Origin of the sequence: Chitinophaga niabensis (genome assembly GCF_900129465.1) — a bacterium.
GTDB lineage: Bacteria > Bacteroidota > Bacteroidia > Chitinophagales > Chitinophagaceae > Chitinophaga > Chitinophaga niabensis.
The window spans coordinates 606,740-624,100 of record NZ_FSRA01000002.1 but is presented as its reverse complement, the minus strand read 5'-3'; the positions used below and the strand labels follow the sequence as shown (position 1 = coordinate 624,100).

The following is a 17,361-nucleotide window of genomic DNA, read 5'->3' as shown; positions in this document are numbered from 1 at the left end:
GAGTTATAAACCGATTTGCTTAATCCTGTAAATATTCTAGGGCATATGAAAAATCAAGATAATAAGGCTGGTGGCCTTAGATTCACCCGTCACTTTACCCAGCAGGGTATTAGCCCCTATGATCAGTTCGAGTATGAATATCGCTCCTCTGTAATCCGCAACCCCGGCGGGGATGTGGTTTTTGAAATGAATAATGTGGAAGTTCCCAAAGGATGGTCGCAGATAGCTACTGATATCCTTGCGCAGAAATATTTCCGGAAAGCAGGTGTTCCCCAGCCCGATGGTTCCCTTGGCCGGGAAACCTCTGTGAAACAGGTGGTACACAGAATGACCAATTGCTGGCGTGCATGGGGTGAAAGGTATGGCTATTTTGCTTCCCCGCAGGATGCCTCCGTCTTTTATGAAGAACTGGCCTACTGCATGCTTAACCAGGCCTGTGTACCTAATTCCCCGCAGTGGTTTAATACCGGGCTGCATGAAAGCTATGGGATCAAAGGCAAGCCCCAGGGACATTATTTTGTGGACCCCCGTACCAATAAACTGGAAAGATCTACCTCAGCATATGAAAGACCCCAGCCCCATGCATGTTTCATCCTCAGTGTAAGTGATGATCTTGTAAATGACGGGGGGATCATGGACCTCTGGGTAAGGGAAGCCCGCATTTTTAAATATGGCTCCGGGGTGGGTACCAATTTCTCCCATGTACGTGGCGACGGAGAAAAACTGAGCGGTGGTGGTACCTCCAGCGGATTGATGAGTTTCCTCAAGATAGGAGACAGAGCGGCAGGCGCCATTAAATCTGGTGGCACCACCCGCCGGGCAGCAAAAATGGTCTGCCTGGACCTGGATCATCCCGAGATCCTGGAATTCGTGAACTGGAAGGTGGAAGAAGAAAAGAAAGTGGCCGCACTCATTGCCGCAGGGTATTCCTCTGATTATGAAGGAGATGCATATAAAACAGTTTCCGGCCAGAACTCCAATAACTCCGTGCGGATCCCCAACAGCTTTTTCCATGCGCTGGAAGCAGATGCGGATTGGGAATTAAAGGCCCGCATGAATGGCAAAACCATTAAAACAGTAAAAGCGGCGGACCTCTGGAACCAGATCGCTTATGCGGCCTGGCGTTGTGCAGATCCGGGAACACAATATGATACCACTATCAATGAATGGCATACCTGTCCGGAAGGTGGTCGCATTAATGCTTCCAATCCCTGCTCTGAATACATGTTCCTGGACAATACAGCCTGTAACCTGGCCTCCGTGAACCTGCGCCGTTTCTTTGATGAGGCCAGTAACCAGTTTGATGTACAGGGCTTTGAATACACCGTTCGGTTGTGGACTGTAGTACTGGAGATCTCCGTACTGATGGCACAATTCCCTTCCAAAGAAGTGGCCCAGCTCAGCTACGAGTACAGAACACTCGGGCTGGGATATGCCAACCTGGGTTCCATGCTCATGGTAAGCGGTATTGCATACGACAGCGAAGAGGCGCGCGGAATTGCCGGTGCCATTACAGCTATCATGACCGGCGTATCTTATAAAACTTCAGCGGAAATGGCCAGTCACCTGGGTGCTTTCCCTAAATACGAAGAGAACAAAACAGAGATGCTGCGCGTGATGCGTAACCACCGGGCAGCAGCCTATGATGCGGCGGATGCTTACGAAGGGCTGGAGATCAAACCATTAGGGATCAATGCTAAATATTGCCCTGATAATTTACTGAAGGCAGCTACAAAAGCCTGGGATGATGCAGTGCAGTTAGGTGAAAAATATGGGTACCGCAATGCACAATCCACCGTGATTGCACCAACCGGAACAATAGGGCTGGTAATGGATTGCGACACAACCGGCGTAGAACCTGATTTTGCGCTCGTTAAGTTTAAAAAATTATCCGGCGGCGGGTACTTCAAGATCATTAATCAATCTATTCCAACCGCATTACGCAATCTCCGGTATAAAGAGCATGAGATCAAGGCCATTGTGGATTATGCGAAGGGCACAGGCAGTTTTGCGGGGGCGCCTTACATCAATCCGCAAACACTGAGCGAGAAAGGATTTATTGCAGAAGAGATCCGGAAGCTGGACGCGGCTGTGGCTTCCTCATTTGATGTAGCCTTTGTGTTCAATGTATATACGCTGGGTGAGGAATGCCTGCAAAGACTTGGTTTCACACCGGAGCAATTCTATAACATGGAATTCAGCCTGTTACATGAACTGGGATTCACAGATGAGCAAATTGAAGCTGCCAATGATTATGTATGTGGCACCATGACTGTAGAAGGGGCGCCCTATCTGAAAGAGGCAGATCTTCCTGTTTTTGACTGCGCTAATAAATGTGGCAAAAAAGGAGAGCGTTATATACATCCACATGGCCACATCCGTATGATGGCGGCTACGCAACCGTTCATTTCCGGTGCCATTTCCAAAACCATCAACCTGCCCAACGAGGCAACGGTAGAAGAGATCGCAGATGCCTATAAGCTCAGCTGGGAATTAGGGCTTAAGGCCTGTGCTTTATACAGGGATGGCTCTAAACTGAGCCAGCCACTCAATACAAAAGGAGATAAGAGGAAGAAATCAGCAGAAGCAACAGAAACCACAGCAGAAGGTGGCGGGCAGATCATAGATATGGATCAGCTCACGATCGATGAATTGCTGGAGGAATTGAATAAGCGCATGATCGCTAGTTCGGATACCTCACTGAAACGGGCATTGTCCAGGATCGTAGAAAGAAAAACATTACCTGCCAAACGCCGCGGATTTACGCAGAAAGCAAAGGTAGGAGGCCAACCTATTTTCCTGCGCACAGGCGAATACAACGACGGAACATTGGGAGAGATCTTCATTGATCTGGCAAAAGAAGGATCCACTTTACGCAGCCTGATGAACTGCTTTGCCATTGCGGTATCCGTTGGTTTGCAATATGGTGTGCCACTGGAAGAGTTTGTAGATAAGTTCGTATTTACCCGCTTTGAGCCTGCCGGTATGGTTGATCATCCAAACATCCGCTCTTCCACTTCATTGATCGATTATATTTTCAGGGTGCTGGGTTATGAATACCTTGGCCGAACTGATCTTGTACACATACTCGATGCACCAGGCAATACAGGAGAAGATGATTGGGATGAACCCGTTGTGAAACCTGAATTATCCAATATGAGAATTGTTGGTGCAGCAAGTAATACCTCAGGGCAAAAATCTCCGAAACCTCAGCCTGTAGCCGCTGCGAGCGGAGAGAGCAGCACACAGGAATACATGCGCAGTATGCAAAGTGATGCACCTGCCTGCAGCACATGCGGGCACATCACTGTGCGTTCAGGCACTTGTTACAAATGCCTGAATTGCGGGAACAGCATGGGTTGTAGCTGATCTGACCTTACAATTGTTTAGGCAATTGTTTAGGAATGTTTAACAAGTAAAGCAAAAAAAGTATTTTGATAGTACCCTTCGAAAGTGGCTTTGGTGTTGAGTTTGTGTGGATCGTACGCAGCAAATGGTTTGTTAATTATTTGTTATTCGAAGGTAAAAATTTCAAATAAAGTTAACATAGATATACCTTTGTATACAAATAGGGTTTTCATAGGATAGTAACAAATTGAGGGCACTTTTCTAAGTGCCCTTTTTCTTTTCCCCCCTTTCCCACAAAGGGTTTCAGCCGAAGCCTCTCTCAATGATCTTTACGAAGGATTTGCAAAAAACAATACATTAACTGCAAAAAAGATGCACTGATCAGAATGTACTACAGATCAATTGTGAAGCAGATAATAAATGTATACTTAAATGGAGGATAAAATAAGGTGCGCTGAAACGTATACCAGGAAAGGGATTGCGCCTTAGAGGGTAGCTTATCAATACTGCGCTGAAAGCAATATGAAATGATTTAAACAAACCTGCATCTTCATAATTGAAATGAGATGAAAGATGCAATTGATAACATCTTGTAGTAGTAAAGTAGAATGCGTTTTGAAAATTCTACCGGCAACAAAAGAAATTATCCCGATAATACTACATGACCATGTAGCATCTTTTGCAAAGATAGGATCATCCCAATGGCTGAAATGTTAACAGTAGTTTTCCCATTTGTTAAATATGCCATATAAAGGCGCTTGTTTTGGCAAAAAGCCCCCTTTTTTGTTAACAAATCCTTCCTCCCGTATTGAACCTTGCAAAACCGATTTTGCCCCCGGGGTAAATTTTTATTCGATTTCCTTCAAAAAAGCGCCTTTTATTTTGTTTATTTTCATTTTGCGGCGCTTATTTTGACGATTTTGAATATTAGAAAAGAGTTTTCCCTATTTATTCAAATTATTTTATATTTGTTAAAGTATTAATTTTTATATGGTTACTGTCCTATGAAAAACCAAATATTCCTACACCGCGAGAATCTTCTTGCAAAGTAAATGACTCTCGAAAGCAATGGATTCATCCATTGCTTTTGTTTTTCTTACGGGTGCAGGAATGGAGTGTTTTAGTCCCAAAGAATCAACAACCTAACTTAAGAACCTCAGGCAGGCAGCAGATCGCAGAAATAGAAACGGGTGTCCCAATCAATCGTTTCTTTTTGAAAACAGTTTTCACCATCATCTTTATAGCAATTACCTTCCCCGGCACGAACAGGGGAGTACACTCTTTCTACCGTTTCACCTACTGTAAAAGCCACAGGTGTAGAAAAGAGGGGGCCGTCAAACACAAAACTGTGGAACTCGCCGTTCTCTCCGCAAGGATCAACCTCTGCTGGGAGATCGGCGAGGAAGGCTTCGTCAATGATCCGGCCTGCAAAAGATGCCGGGAGATATTTGGCATTCACACAAACAATAATGGCTTTAAAGCCTGCCGTAATGAAATCTTTTACCAGTTGGGTACTGTTTTTTTTCCAAAGGGGGAACACCCCTTCCATACCTATCTGCGCCAATTGTGTTTCCCGGTAAGCACGCAGGTCCTCCAGGAAAATGTCTCCGAAAACAGCATGACTGATTCCTTCTGCCTGTAATTCAGCCAGTTGTGTACTCATTATCCGGTTATAGTCTTCCATGGAAGCATTTTCCGGCAAATAGGCCTTTTTTAAGGGAATACCCGTCTGGCGGGCTTGTTCATCCAGCAGCACTTCTCTTACCCCATGCATGGAAACACGTTGGAAGGCTTCACTGAGTGTAGTGAAGAGATACCGGATGTGGTAATCAGGCTGTTGTTGCAATTGCCAGAGGGCGAAAGAAGCATCTTTGCCGCCACTCCAATTAATATATGCATTCATGGTCTGTAAAATTATTCAAATTCCGGCTTACCCGGCTATGTAATATATATAAGGGGACCAGCGTTTTAGGGGCTAATCCCTGGCCAGGGGTATATTTTAAAAAAAGATCGGGCCGGTTTGCAACTTTTTATCACCCGGGTCGTCTTTTATTTGTACTCCGAGGCTGTTTATACCGTGAAAACCGCAGTTTGTCCCGTAGAAGTGCGTATTTAGCCCCCGGGGAGTATTTTATGTTATTTATTTAGTATTTTTAGGTCATTAAAAATTACCTTATGAAACAGCTGTTGTTTTTGCTGGTGCTGGGAACAGTAACTGCCACTGCAGCGATCGCCCATCCCGGCGATAAGAATGACAATAACGGCGAGAAAACCGATAAAGGTGCAAAAGCCAAAACTACCACCAATACAAACAGATTGGAAGAGTTCATATGGACCCTGCCCCAATCTTCCAAAGTAGAAAAGGTAGATGATACTGAAATGCAAAAGGCCATGGTAGACCTCTACAAATGGTATTTGCAGAATGAAACACGCGTAAATAACAGCTCCTCCATAAAAGGCGATAATATAGACGCGCCGGTAGCTCCTTTCAAGGTTGATCCTAAAGTATTGCAGCAGTATCTGAAATTCATCAAAAAGAATTTCCCCGGTCTGAATGAAGAAGACCTGACAGACAAGCGTATCACCACTTCCGCCGTAAATCGGAAGAATGCACCCGTTTCCACTTGCGACGATCTGGATGCACCAATGTCTTTGACTGCATCAAAATAATTTCGTAAGTTCGATGAATGCATTTCCTTCAGTTTACGTACAATAGGGAAGAGGTTATAAATGCATTACGCTTCCACTTTCTCCGGCGTGGCGAGATAAAAGTATTTCGTAACACTCTTATTATTTTATTGGTGGCCACAGTAACAGGATACCTGTTTCATGTGGTAAACTTTAATGCACTGCTGGGCATTTCTGCTATGATGGTGATCCTGGGATGGGCATTCTGGTATTTGTTACCCGTATCTACCTATAATAAAGCCGCTACTTTTAAGGACAGTATCCGTTTGCGTTATAACGAGGAGGGCATGGCCATTTCTACCGGCCCGGGGGAAAGGTCCTTGTCCTGGAAGAATTTCTCCCAGATCGTGGAAACAAATTCATTTTTTTTCCTGTACAGGGATAAGCGCAGTTTTTTCCTCATACCTACCAGTGCTTTTGAAAGCGAGGATGCCAAAGATAATTTCAGCCGCCTGATGCAAACCCTCTTTTCAGATTACAGCCGTTTGAACATTTCATAATGGGCAATGCCCACTTCTTCAAATTCTTCTCCCCTTATTTCATACCCGTTCTTACGATAAAAAGGTGCTGCCTCTTTGCGCGCATGCATCATTAATTCCCGGAACCCATTCCGTTTTGCCTCTTCTTCCGCAAACCGGAGCACCTTACTGCCAGTGCCTTTACCCTGTAGCTTATCATCCACGGCCATCTGGCGCAATTGTACCGTTGTTTCGTTTACAGGAGTGAGGATGCAGCAGGCCAGCAGCTTTTCTTCTTCAAAGGCGCCTATCAGCACATCGGAGATCTCCTGTTGCAGGTATTCATTAGAAAAAGTGAGGCCTAGCGGAGCTCTGAGTATCTTATCCCGCAGTGATACCATGGCCTGGTAATCACAGCTGCCGTATTCAATAATGCGTATATCAAACATGGAACAAAATTATTGCGGAATGCTCAGAAAATAATCAAGGATCAGCGGGGCCACGGACTGTACACGCAAAAGCGGGTCTGTTATTTGCAGGGCATTAGGGTGGGTATCTGTGCAAACCACCTTTTGAACGAGGCCACTGTCACGGATCTTTTCAAAGCCATTGCCGGCAAAGATGCCGTGGGTAGTGATCACGGCAATTTCCCGGGCACCGGCATCTTTATAAGCCCGGGCAGCCTGGATCAGGGATCCGCCGGTACGGATCATATCATCATAGATGATCACCAGCTTGCCTTCAACATTGGCACTGATGCCGGTAATATGGGTTTCTTCACCTGAAACACGGCGTTTGAAAACAAAAGCGGCGGTCACCTGGAGGTCATTCGCGAGGGATTCTACCCATTTTGCCCGGCCTGCGTCTGTGCTGGCCAGCACAAAAGGCTTACCTTGCGCAAGTTCCAGGGCAGCTTCCTTCACCAGCAGTTTGCCATACAGGTGTACCGGGCGAACATTGCTTTCGAAGTAATAGGAGATCCCATCCACATGGAGGTCTATCATTATTACCCGGGTATTGAGGGTGGTGGGCAAAGCTGAAAAAAGGATAGCACGGTTCTTGGCCTTTACAATTTCCCCATGCTGTACGGCACGTTCCATGGTGGAATAGCCAAAATAAGGGATCACAAGGTTCAGGCAGGTAGCGCCTGTTTGGATACAACCGTTGGCAATGTCGAAGAGTTCGAGGGTTTCCTTATCATCAATGGTACCTCCGATGAGCACCACTTCTTTACCGCTAACGTTGCTGGTTATACGATGGTAATGCTCCCCGTCCGGGAAATCCCGGATAATGATATGACCATCTTCCCAATCTGCCGGGGCGATCGCTAAAATGCGCGCTTTCAGGTATTGGTAACGTTGCGTGGCAAATAAGATCTTTTTCGGCATGGCACAATATTCGGATGATTATGACCGAAATTATGCAAATCCAACGGCAATAGGCAAAGGATTGCGCATATTTTTAACGTTTCATTTGAGCTTGGAACGCTAAATTTGAAATATTAGTATGAAGTATTTTCTATTCAGATACGCTGTTGCACTCTTAATTTTTATAGTGCCCGCTTTACAGGAGGCGGCCGCGCAGGTGCGGTTAACCGGAATGGTTACGGATGGTGATACCCGTGTGGGGCTGCCTTCCGTGAGTATCTGGAATAAAAGGGCCAGGATAGGTACGGTGAGTAATGAAACCGGCCGTTATTATATTGAGGCCCTTCCGGGAGATACCATTGAGTTTTCCATGCTGAGTTATGTAAGGACCTCCATCATTGCAACCGGCATTTCCTCTACCCAGAATGTGGAACTAAAACGCCAGATCTTTGGATTGCAGGGGGTGAATGTGCGTGGCCGGATCTATAAAAGGGATTCCCTGGCCATCCGGGATGAGTATGAGAAATACTTCGGATATAAAAGACCCGGCGCCCTGGATGTTCTCAAAACACTACCTTCCAATCCTATCACCGCATTGAGTTACCTGATACCCAGCAAGGCCCGTAAACGGAAAGAGAAGTTCGGGGAGCAGCTGCAATACTGGGAAGAAGAGAAACATATCGACTACCGCTATAATCCTGAACTCGTAGCCAGGCTCACCAAATTGGAAAGCCCCGCGCTGGATTCCTTTATGCTTACGCACCGGCCCAGCTATGCATTCCTGCTCAATGCATCGGATTATGACCTGATGCTCTTCATCAAACAATCGTACGACAGGTATCTCCGGGAGCAGGGATTGAAACCAAAGGATACATCCACACAACAATAATTTTTTTAGGGTCAGCAATTGATCTTTACTCAGCCGCCGTTGTGTCACTCACTGCATCGGTTTGTTCGCTATTGAGCAGAAGCTATAAAAGCAAAAAAAACTCCGCCCTCTGCTGCGCGGCAGGCTTTCAGTAAAAAAGCATCTCCTTCTCCCTCAAAGCAAAAAATCTCCGCCCTCTGCTGCGCGGCAGGCTTTCAGCAAATATTTCATAAAAAGAAAAAGGCCATTCCTCACGGAACAGCCCCTTCTTTTAAGCAGGTATTTATTATTTCAAGAGCGTTCCTTTCAAACGCATCAATTCTGTTTCGGAGATCTTGGTATTATACCTCGCCTGGATCAAACGATAAGCAGCCAGTTCAAGACTTTGCTGCGCTTCCTTTAACTCCAGTGTAGTAGATACCCCCTGCCTGAAACGCTCCAACGCCACCATCACATTTTCCCTCGCAAGGTCTACACTTTCTTCCTCCAGCGTGAGCGACATTTTATAATACTCATAATCTTTAAACGCATTTCTCAGGAAAAGGTTTACCTGTGATTGCTGATTATCCAAAGCAAGCTGCTGGTATTCAATATTCAGTTTCGCATTCTTCACCTGCCGGTGTACGTTCAGTCCATTGAAGATGGGCACCGTGGCAGAAAACCCGTAGTTAAAAACCTTGTTTTGATTAAACACAGGGCTGAACTGGTTCACCGCAGCATTAGCCCTGGATTGGTTAAAGTTATAAGCAGAATTGAAAGAGAGCACCGGGAAGAAATCTCCTTTAGCTTCCTTCAAAGCAATACGTGAGATCTCCAGGTTCTGTTTCGCCATCTGCAACTGCGGATTGGTCTGATGGATATTTTCCTGGATCTCACCATAAGACAGCGCGAGGTTCACCGGAATGGTATCATGCACATCGTAATTAGTACTTTCATCTGCAATAGCCAGTAACTGGTTGAGGGAAGCTTTACTTTGCTCAATCGTGGTTTGCTGACGGAGCCACATAGCACGTTGTGCATTGTAATCCACCTTTGCCTGCAACCAGTCTGTTTTAGGCCCAAGCCCTGTCTGGAACTTTGCATCGGACAATTTCACCCTTTCTTCCGAGATGCTCATTTGTTCTGCCAGTGCACGGAGCTGTTGCTTCTGCTGTGCAATGTTATAATAGCTGTTGATGATGGCAGCAATGGTATTCTCTACCTGGTTCTTCACCCCCATCTCACCTAATATTTCAATCGCCTGGATACGCTGGCGGGTAGCAAACATTTTAAGCCCGTCAAACAAGGTCCAGTTAAGGTTCACCGCTCCCTGGAACTGCCGGTTCTTGATACCACTGGTATCCCGTTTGTTGCCATTCCCGAACTCCTGTTTGGTACCGGTATTGGTCCATAGTTTAGATGCAGTACCATTCACACGGGGTGCAAACGCAAAGTTGGCGTAGGCATTATCGTTGGCTGCAACCGCAGCATCGTTTTTAGCGAGGCGGATATCAAAGTTGTTCTTTAAGCCAAGGTCTATGGCCTGTTCCAGCGTAAGCACCTGTTGTGCTTTAGCGCCTGTAACAAGCAATAGTGAAAAAATGCCGGCTAAAAATATTCTGATCAGTTTCATCGTATTGATTAATGATTCTTATGCATGTGCTGTTGCAGCAGCCGCTTCCGGATTTTCCTGCAACAACGCTTCTTCATATTCAACATTCTTTTTTCTGCGGCTCAGGAAGGTGTACATCGCCGGGATCACATATAAGGTGAGTACCAGCGAGAACATAATACCACCCACAATCACGATACCCAGTGGAATACGGCTGGTTGCAGCGGCACCAAGGCTCATGGCAATAGGCAATGCACCCAGGGCCATCGCAAGGCTGGTCATAAGGATGGGCCGTAAACGCATCACGGAACCTTCTATGGCAGACGCTGCTTTTTCCTTACCACTATCCCGCATATGGTTGGCAAATTCCACGATGAGGATACCGTTTTTGGTTACTAACCCTATCAGCATAATTACACCGATCTGGGAGAAGATATTCCAGGTTTGCCCGAATAGCCACAGCGAGAGCAATGCACCCGCAAAGGCCAGCGGCACCGTTAACATGATGATGAATGGATCCACCCAGCTTTCGAACTGTGCGGCCAGTACAAGATAGATCAATATGAGTGCCAGTACCAATGCAAACATAGTGTTGGAACCACTTTCCGCATAATCCCGTGAAGAACCGCTCAGCGCTGTTGCAAAGGATTCATCGATCAGTTTTTCTTTTTCCAGCTTATCATAAATGCTATTCATGGCGGCGATACCATCACCGATAGTTTTACCTGGCGCAAGGCCTGCTGAAATGGTAGCGGATTTCATCCGGTTAAAGTGATAGATGATCGGCGGGCTGGTTTCTTCGCTGATGGTAACCAGGTTATCCAGCTGAATGGGTTCGCCACGGGAATTCCGCACATAAATGCTTTGCAGATCCACCGGATCATCCCTGTCGTCCCGGAACACCTGGCCCATTACCTGGTATTGTTTACCGTTGCGGATAAAATATCCAAAGCGCCGGTTACTGAGTGCCAGTTGTAATGTAGAGGAAATGTCTTCCACAGAAACGCCCAGCTCACTGGCTTTGGGACGGTTGATCTGGATGCGTAATTCCGGTTTATTGAACTTAAGGTCCACATCCACACTTTGGAAAGTGGGGTTGCTGTTGGCCTCATCCATGAAGCGCGGGATCACAGATGCCAGTTTATCAAAGTTCACATTCTGCAATACGAATGATACCGGCAAACCGCCACGGCGGCCTACCTGGATGGTTTGTTGTTCTATCGCAAATACTCTTCCCTGCGGGAACCTGTACATGTTCCGGTTCACCATTTCCACGATCTGCTTCTGAGAGCGGCTCCTGTCTTTTGGTTCCGGCAAGGTCACAAATATAAAGGCCGTATTCACAGAACCTGCACCGGAGAAACCGGGTGCTGTTACAGAAAGGATGATCTGTTTTTCAGGAATGGAATCCAGCAGGAACTGCACCAGGCTGTTCACATATTTATCCATAGCATCGTAAGAAGTTCCTTCCGGCGCGGTAACGGACAAACGGAAAGAGTTCCTGTCTTCCATCGGCGCCAGTTCTGATTGCAGTGTGTTGAACAACCAGTAGATCATGCCTAAGCAGATAAGGATGATCACTACCGCCATCGCTTTTATTTTCATGAATGCGGTCAGCGATTTCTGATAGCTGGTTTCCATCCAGCGGAAGAATGGTTCTGTTTTTTCGTAGAACCAGGAGTGTTTATGTGTTTTGTGTGCCAGCTTAACGTTGAGCACGGGGGTAAGCGTTAAGGATACAAAAGCAGAGATCAATACCGCACCGGCCACCACGATCCCGAATTCCCGGAACAGGCTTCCCACAAAACCCTGTAAGAAAATGATCGGCAGGAATACGAAGGCCAGTGTGATGGAAGTGGCAATTACCGCAAAGAAGATCTCTTCAGATCCTTCTTTCGCTGCACGCATACGGGGCAAACCGGCTTCTATCTTTTTATAGATGTTCTCCGTTACCACAATACCGTCGTCCACCACCAGGCCCGTTGCCAGTACAATGGCCAGCAGGGTAAGGATGTTGATGGTGAAGCCGCAGATGTACATGATGAAGAATGCCCCGATCAATGATACGGGGATATCCAGGATAGGCCGCAAAGCCATCAGCCAGTCACGGAAGAAGAGGTATACGATCAGGATCACCAGCACCAATGCAATGATGAGTGTTTCCTGTACTTCGTGGATACTCTTTTTAATGAAGGCTGTATTATCTATCCCGATATTGAGACTGAAATCGTCTGGTATTTCTTTTTTAAGATGTTCGTATCGTTTGTAGAATTCATTGGCAATGGCCACATAGTTGGCGCCTGGTTGTGGTATTAATCCCAATGCGATCTGTGGAATACCGGATTCCTTGAGCTGTGTTTCTTCATTCTCCGGTCCTAATACAGCCTGTCCTATATCCCGGAGCCTCACTTCGGCGCCGTTCACATTCTTAATGATCAGTGCATTGAATTCCTCTTCCGTATCCAGCCGTCCGAAGGTTCGCACAGTTAATTCTGTGGAGTTACCGGCAATTTTACCGGAAGGTAATTCCACGTTCTCTCTTGTAAGGGCATTCTGTACATCTCCCGGTGTGAGGCCATATGCTGATAAACGGGAAGGGTCCATCCATATGCGCATGGCATATTTCTTTTCACCCATGATCTGGATAGAGCTTACCCCCGGGATCGTTTGTAATTTTTCCAGGAGTACGTTGGTAGCATATTCTGTAATCTCCAGCTGATTACGGGTATTGCTCTGCACCGTCATGGAAATGATGTTGTCCGAATTGGCATCAGCTTTAGACACTACAGGTGGTGCTTCCAGGTCCGGCGGAAGGTTCCGTTGCGCCTGGGACACTTTATCCCGCACATCGTTCGTTGCTGCTTCAAGGTCTTCTCCCAGTTCAAATTCCACCGTGATATTGCTGGTACCCTGGCTGCTGAGGGAAGAGATGTTTTTGATCCCGGCAACACCATTGATGGCTTTCTCCAGTGTTTCCGTGATCTGTGTTTCAATAATATCTGAGTTGGCGCCACCATAAGAAGTACGCACATTCACAACCGGAGGGTCAATGGCCGGGAAGTCCCGCACCCCCAGGAAAGTATAACCCACAAGGCCGAAGATCACAATAATGATGTTCATCACAATTGCCAGTACCGGCCGCTTGAGCGATAAAGAAGGTAAGCTCATGTTAATTATTTTGCGTTGTTCTACTGTACCTTATTGTACTTAAGAGAAGAACCGGGTTTTAATTGAAGGATGCCACTTGTGATAACTGTATCGCCTATCTGCAATCCACTTAATATTTCCACACTACTTTCATTCCGGAAACCGGTTTCTACGACCACTATTTTAGCCCTTCCGCTATCTGCCACGATCACCGTTTTATTACGGGTACCCGGGATCACTGCCTGTGAGGGGATCATGATCGCATTTGGATTATCTTTTAAACGGAGGGAGGTTTTAGCAAAAGAACCGGGAAACAGTTTGCCGGTTGGGTTGGGTACCAGGGCACGGATCATTACGCTGCGGGTGGCCAGGTCGATCTTGGGATCGATGGCATAGATAGAGCCTTTATATTTTTGTGTATCACCTGTTACGGTGAAAGTTACCGGCTCCCCTTTGTTGATGGAGTTGCGGTATTTTTCAGGTGCGGCAAAATCTATCTTTAAAGGATTCAGCTGTTGCAGGGTGGTCATAATGGTAGTTGGCCCCACAATGGCGCCTTCACTCACATTCCTTAAACCCAGCGTTCCGCTAAAGGGAGCGCGGATCTCTGTTTTCTGCAGTTGTGCCCTATTATATTCAATATCTGCACCGTAAGCACTCACCTGGTTACTGGTAACATCCACATCCTGCTGGCTGATACCATTGATCTTTAACAGCTGTTGCTGACGGGCAAGGGTGGTTTTGGACAATTCGCGCTGTAATTCCAGTTTACGGATCTGTGCAACAATATCTCCGTCATATATCTTAATAAGGAGGGCGCCTTTGCTAACGGTGGTGCCTTCTTTAAAATAGATATTCGTGATCCTGCCGGTAATTTCCGGTTTCAACTCCACTTCCTCATTACTCTGAAGGGTACCGCTGGCTTCAATAGCCTGGTCCAGCAGAACGGGTTTAACTACATAAGCATCTGCGAGTATGGGTCTTCCTGCACCGCGACCTGCTGCTGGTTTGGATGGTCCAGCGGATTCCCTGGGTTCACTCTTAGCGGTCATTTTGTAGACGAAAAAGCCGGCTACCGCCAGAATAAGGATTAATAGAACGATTCTTAAGGTCTTATTGCGCATGATTAAATAAATATATTGTTTAGCTGGATTTCCTGTTCTGATCAGTTTCCACGTAGACACCTGCGCTTACCTGCAAGTTACGCTTTCATGGCCGGACAAATGTAATAATTGGACGTCAAGCGGACCCTGTTCCGGTTTTAAATCTGGTTAAGTGGTGCAATAAATATTTGAATGGTCAACTTGTATGTCATAACACCTATGTGCCATAAAAGGACGGTTATATAATATATAATGGTGTAAATGTTCACAAAAAGGGGAGATAACATAAGGAATTTCGCGTATATCGAAACCCGTTAAACTACCGTGCATCCCGCCATAAGCGCCATTCGTGAGGATTTGACAGTGATACTAAATTGGAAAATCTCCGTTAAAATTTGACTATGGTCTTGGCAATTCAATAAATATTATATTTTTGCAGTCAAGTTTTAAACCAAAAACACTTAAAATTATGTCAGACATTGCATCAAGAGTTAAAAAGATCATTATTGACAAATTAGGCGTTGACGAGGCCGAGGTAACTCCTGAAGCCAGCTTTACCAACGACTTAGGCGCTGACTCTTTGGATACTGTAGAACTGATCATGGAATTCGAAAAAGAATTCAATATCTCCATTCCTGACGAACAAGCAGAGACTATCACCACTGTTGGCCAGGCAGTAGCTTACCTGGAAGAACACGTAAAATAATCCAACTAATCAGAACTGTTTTAATGCAACCAAGACGAGTAGTCGTTACAGGTTTAGGCGCGCTAACACCGCTCGGCAATTCCATAGATGCCTTTTGGCAGGGATTGGCGAACGGTGTATCCGGCGCTGACTTCATCAAGCAGTTCGACGCTGCCAAATTCAAGACCCGCTTCGCCTGCGAGCTTAAGGACTTCGATCCCACTCAATTCATGGATAAGAAGGATGCGCGCAAGATGGATCCCTTCACCCAAACAGCAGTTATTGCAGCCGACGAGGCAATTGCCGATGCAAAGATCGATCGCAATTCCGTTGATGTAGACCGTGTTGGGGTGATTTGGGGTACGGGTGTTGGAGGTATGATCAACTTCAGCCACGAGCTGAAGGAATTCTTTGCAGGTGACGGGACCCCGCGGTTCAGTCCTTTTCTGATCACCCGCCTTATTTTGGATATTGCCGCAGGGCATATATCCATCCGGCATGGTTTCAGAGGGCCTAACTTCTCCGTGGTTTCTGCATGTGCTTCTTCTACCAATGCTATTATTGATGCAATGTACCATATCAGATGGGGCAAAGCAGATGTGATCATTACCGGAGGATCTGAAAACATCATCAATGAACCCTGTGTTGGCGGATTTAACGCCATGAAGGCATTGAGTGAACGTAACGATGATCCTAAAACGGCTTCCAGGCCATTTGATCTGGACCGTGATGGTTTTGTAATGGGAGAAGGTGCAGGCGCACTTGTACTGGAAAGTTATGAGCATGCTATGGCACGCGGTGCAAAGATCTATGCAGAATTAGCAGGAGGTGGTGCCACTGCAGACGCACATCACATTTCTGCACCCCATCCGGAAGGGCTGGGTGCTTTCAATGTAATGAAAGCTGCACTGAATGACGCCGGAATGGCTCCTGAAGACATTGATTACATCAATGTGCATGGAACTTCCACCCCCCTGGGTGACGTTGCGGAAGTGAAGGCAGTACAACAGGTATTTGGCGATGCAGCATATAAGCTGAATATCAGCTCCACTAAATCCATGACCGGCCACTTATTGGGCGCAGCAGGAGCAGTGGAGTCTATTACCATTATCAAGAGTATTATTGAAGGCCTGGTTCCTCCCACCATTAACCACTTTACGGACGATCCCCAACTGGATGCTAAGTTGAACTTTACTTTCAATGTTGCCCAAAAACGCGAAGTAAGAGCAGCCCTCAGCAATACTTTCGGTTTTGGTGGACACAATGCCTCGGTTATTTTCAAAAAATTTGTTCCTTGATTGTGTGAAAATACTTCCAGGATTTCTATATAAGCTCATCTACGGGAAAAAGCAACTGTATAAAGACCTGTATAATTTACTCGGGTTTCACCCTGGTAACCTGGCTTTATATGAAGTGGCTTTGAGCCATCGTTCCAGCAAAGAGAAATTTCTCGAAAGCAACGAGCGACTGGAGTACCTCGGTGATGCCATATTGGGAGCAATAATCGGCGACTATCTCTTCAAAAAATACCCCTACAAAACAGAAGGTTACCTCACAGAAATGCGTTCAAAGATCGTGAACCGCCAACAGCTCAATGATATCGCTATCAAAATGGGCCTGCGCAAACTCACCATCTATGATAAATACAACAGCTTCCTGAAGATCAGCCAGATCTTTGGTAATACCCTGGAAGCATTGGTGGGTGCCGTTTACCTGGATAAAGGATATAATCAGACCAAACAGTTCGTACATAAACGCCTCCTGGTCCCATACATCGATCTGGAAACACTGGAGTCCGTAGAAATGAACCACAAGAACAAACTCTATGGCTGGGCTAACAAAAATGGCAAAACGCTGGAGTTTGAACTGATAGAAGAACAAATGGATAATGGCCGCCGTATTTTCACAGTGGGCGCCATGCTGAACGGTGAACTCATTTGCACCGGTAAAGCCTTTAATAAAAAAGACGCCAGCCAGATCGCAGCCTCCCAGGCTATAGAACTGCTGGGTATAGGATCGGACGATAAATAAAAAGGTGAACAGTTGCCCATTCACCCTGCGCTGATAGCTGAGTGCTAAGCATGATCCCCGGTTTTCCCGCCACTA

The 17,361-nt window shown here is 46.2% G+C and carries 13 protein-coding genes; 7 read left to right on the top strand and 6 right to left on the bottom strand.

The features are described from left to right. The first annotated feature begins 45 nt into the window (after positions 1–45). Positions 46–3,369: a vitamin B12-dependent ribonucleotide reductase gene (locus BUR42_RS19445; RefSeq protein ID WP_074241150.1), complete on the top strand. Its 3,324-nt coding sequence runs from the start codon at positions 46–48 to the stop codon at positions 3,367–3,369. Positions 3,370–4,504: 1,135 nt separating this feature from the next. Here BUR42_RS19445 and BUR42_RS19440 read toward each other — a convergent pair. Beyond that, entirely contained in the window at positions 4,505–5,251 is a 747-nt protein-coding gene (locus BUR42_RS19440) for a Dph6-related ATP pyrophosphatase (RefSeq protein WP_074241148.1), read from the bottom strand. 272 nt (positions 5,252–5,523) lie between these two features. Between BUR42_RS19440 and BUR42_RS19435 the strand changes: the two genes are divergently transcribed. Together BUR42_RS19435 and BUR42_RS19430 are read left to right on the top strand one after the other, a co-directional pair. Beyond that, positions 5,524–6,018 carry a hypothetical protein gene (locus BUR42_RS19435; protein WP_074241146.1) on the top strand — a complete coding sequence of 165 codons (495 nt, stop codon included), beginning with the start codon at positions 5,524–5,526 and terminating at the stop codon, positions 6,016–6,018. Between the two features lie 131 nt (positions 6,019–6,149). After that, positions 6,150–6,536 (top strand): YcxB family protein, encoded by a 387-nt coding sequence (locus BUR42_RS19430; RefSeq protein ID WP_159442307.1) that lies wholly within the window; start codon positions 6,150–6,152, stop codon positions 6,534–6,536. Here the strand turns inward: BUR42_RS19430 and BUR42_RS19425 are convergent. After that, positions 6,512–6,943, bottom strand: a complete 432-nt coding sequence (locus BUR42_RS19425) for a GNAT family N-acetyltransferase (RefSeq protein ID WP_074241142.1) — start codon at positions 6,941–6,943, stop codon at positions 6,512–6,514. The two genes, BUR42_RS19430 and BUR42_RS19425, sit on opposite strands and share 25 nt — an antisense overlap. Before the next feature lie 9 nt (positions 6,944–6,952). Beyond that, entirely contained in the window at positions 6,953–7,882 is a 930-nt protein-coding gene (gene prs / locus BUR42_RS19420) for a ribose-phosphate diphosphokinase (RefSeq protein ID WP_074241141.1), read from the bottom strand. Positions 7,883–8,000: 118 nt separating this feature from the next. Between prs and BUR42_RS19415 the strand changes: the two genes are divergently transcribed. Beyond that, positions 8,001–8,750: a carboxypeptidase-like regulatory domain-containing protein gene (locus BUR42_RS19415; RefSeq protein ID WP_074241139.1), complete on the top strand. Its 750-nt coding sequence runs from the start codon at positions 8,001–8,003 to the stop codon at positions 8,748–8,750. 265 nt (positions 8,751–9,015) lie between these two features. Here the strand turns inward: BUR42_RS19415 and BUR42_RS19410 are convergent, their stop codons facing one another. From BUR42_RS19410 to BUR42_RS19400, 3 genes are read right to left on the bottom strand one after another with little or no spacing between them, the layout of a single operon-like run. Continuing rightward, positions 9,016–10,341: a TolC family protein gene (locus BUR42_RS19410; RefSeq protein WP_074241137.1), complete on the bottom strand. Its 1,326-nt coding sequence runs from the start codon at positions 10,339–10,341 to the stop codon at positions 9,016–9,018. Positions 10,342–10,359: 18 nt separating this feature from the next. Further along, positions 10,360–13,488, bottom strand: coding sequence for an efflux RND transporter permease subunit (locus BUR42_RS19405; RefSeq protein ID WP_074241135.1), 3,129 nt, complete (start codon positions 13,486–13,488; stop codon positions 10,360–10,362). A 20-nt stretch (positions 13,489–13,508) separates the two neighbouring features. Next, positions 13,509–14,591 carry an efflux RND transporter periplasmic adaptor subunit gene (locus BUR42_RS19400; protein ID WP_074241133.1) on the bottom strand — a complete coding sequence of 361 codons (1,083 nt, stop codon included), beginning with the start codon at positions 14,589–14,591 and terminating at the stop codon, positions 13,509–13,511. A 448-nt stretch (positions 14,592–15,039) separates the two neighbouring features. On the opposite strand from BUR42_RS19400, the gene BUR42_RS19395 reads away from it, so the two are divergent. The 3 genes from BUR42_RS19395 to rnc are packed head-to-tail and all read left to right on the top strand — an operon-like array spanning position 15,040 to position 17,286. After that, on the top strand, positions 15,040–15,276 hold the full coding sequence (locus tag BUR42_RS19395; RefSeq protein ID WP_012788038.1) for an acyl carrier protein: 237 nt from the start codon (positions 15,040–15,042) through the stop codon (positions 15,274–15,276). 23 nt (positions 15,277–15,299) lie between these two features. Further along, positions 15,300–16,553: a beta-ketoacyl-ACP synthase II gene (fabF, locus tag BUR42_RS19390; protein WP_074241131.1), complete on the top strand. Its 1,254-nt coding sequence runs from the start codon at positions 15,300–15,302 to the stop codon at positions 16,551–16,553. 4 nt (positions 16,554–16,557) lie between these two features. Further along, positions 16,558–17,286: a ribonuclease III gene (gene rnc, locus BUR42_RS19385; RefSeq protein WP_234979723.1), complete on the top strand. Its 729-nt coding sequence runs from the start codon at positions 16,558–16,560 to the stop codon at positions 17,284–17,286. Positions 17,287–17,361: the final 75 nt, after the last annotated feature.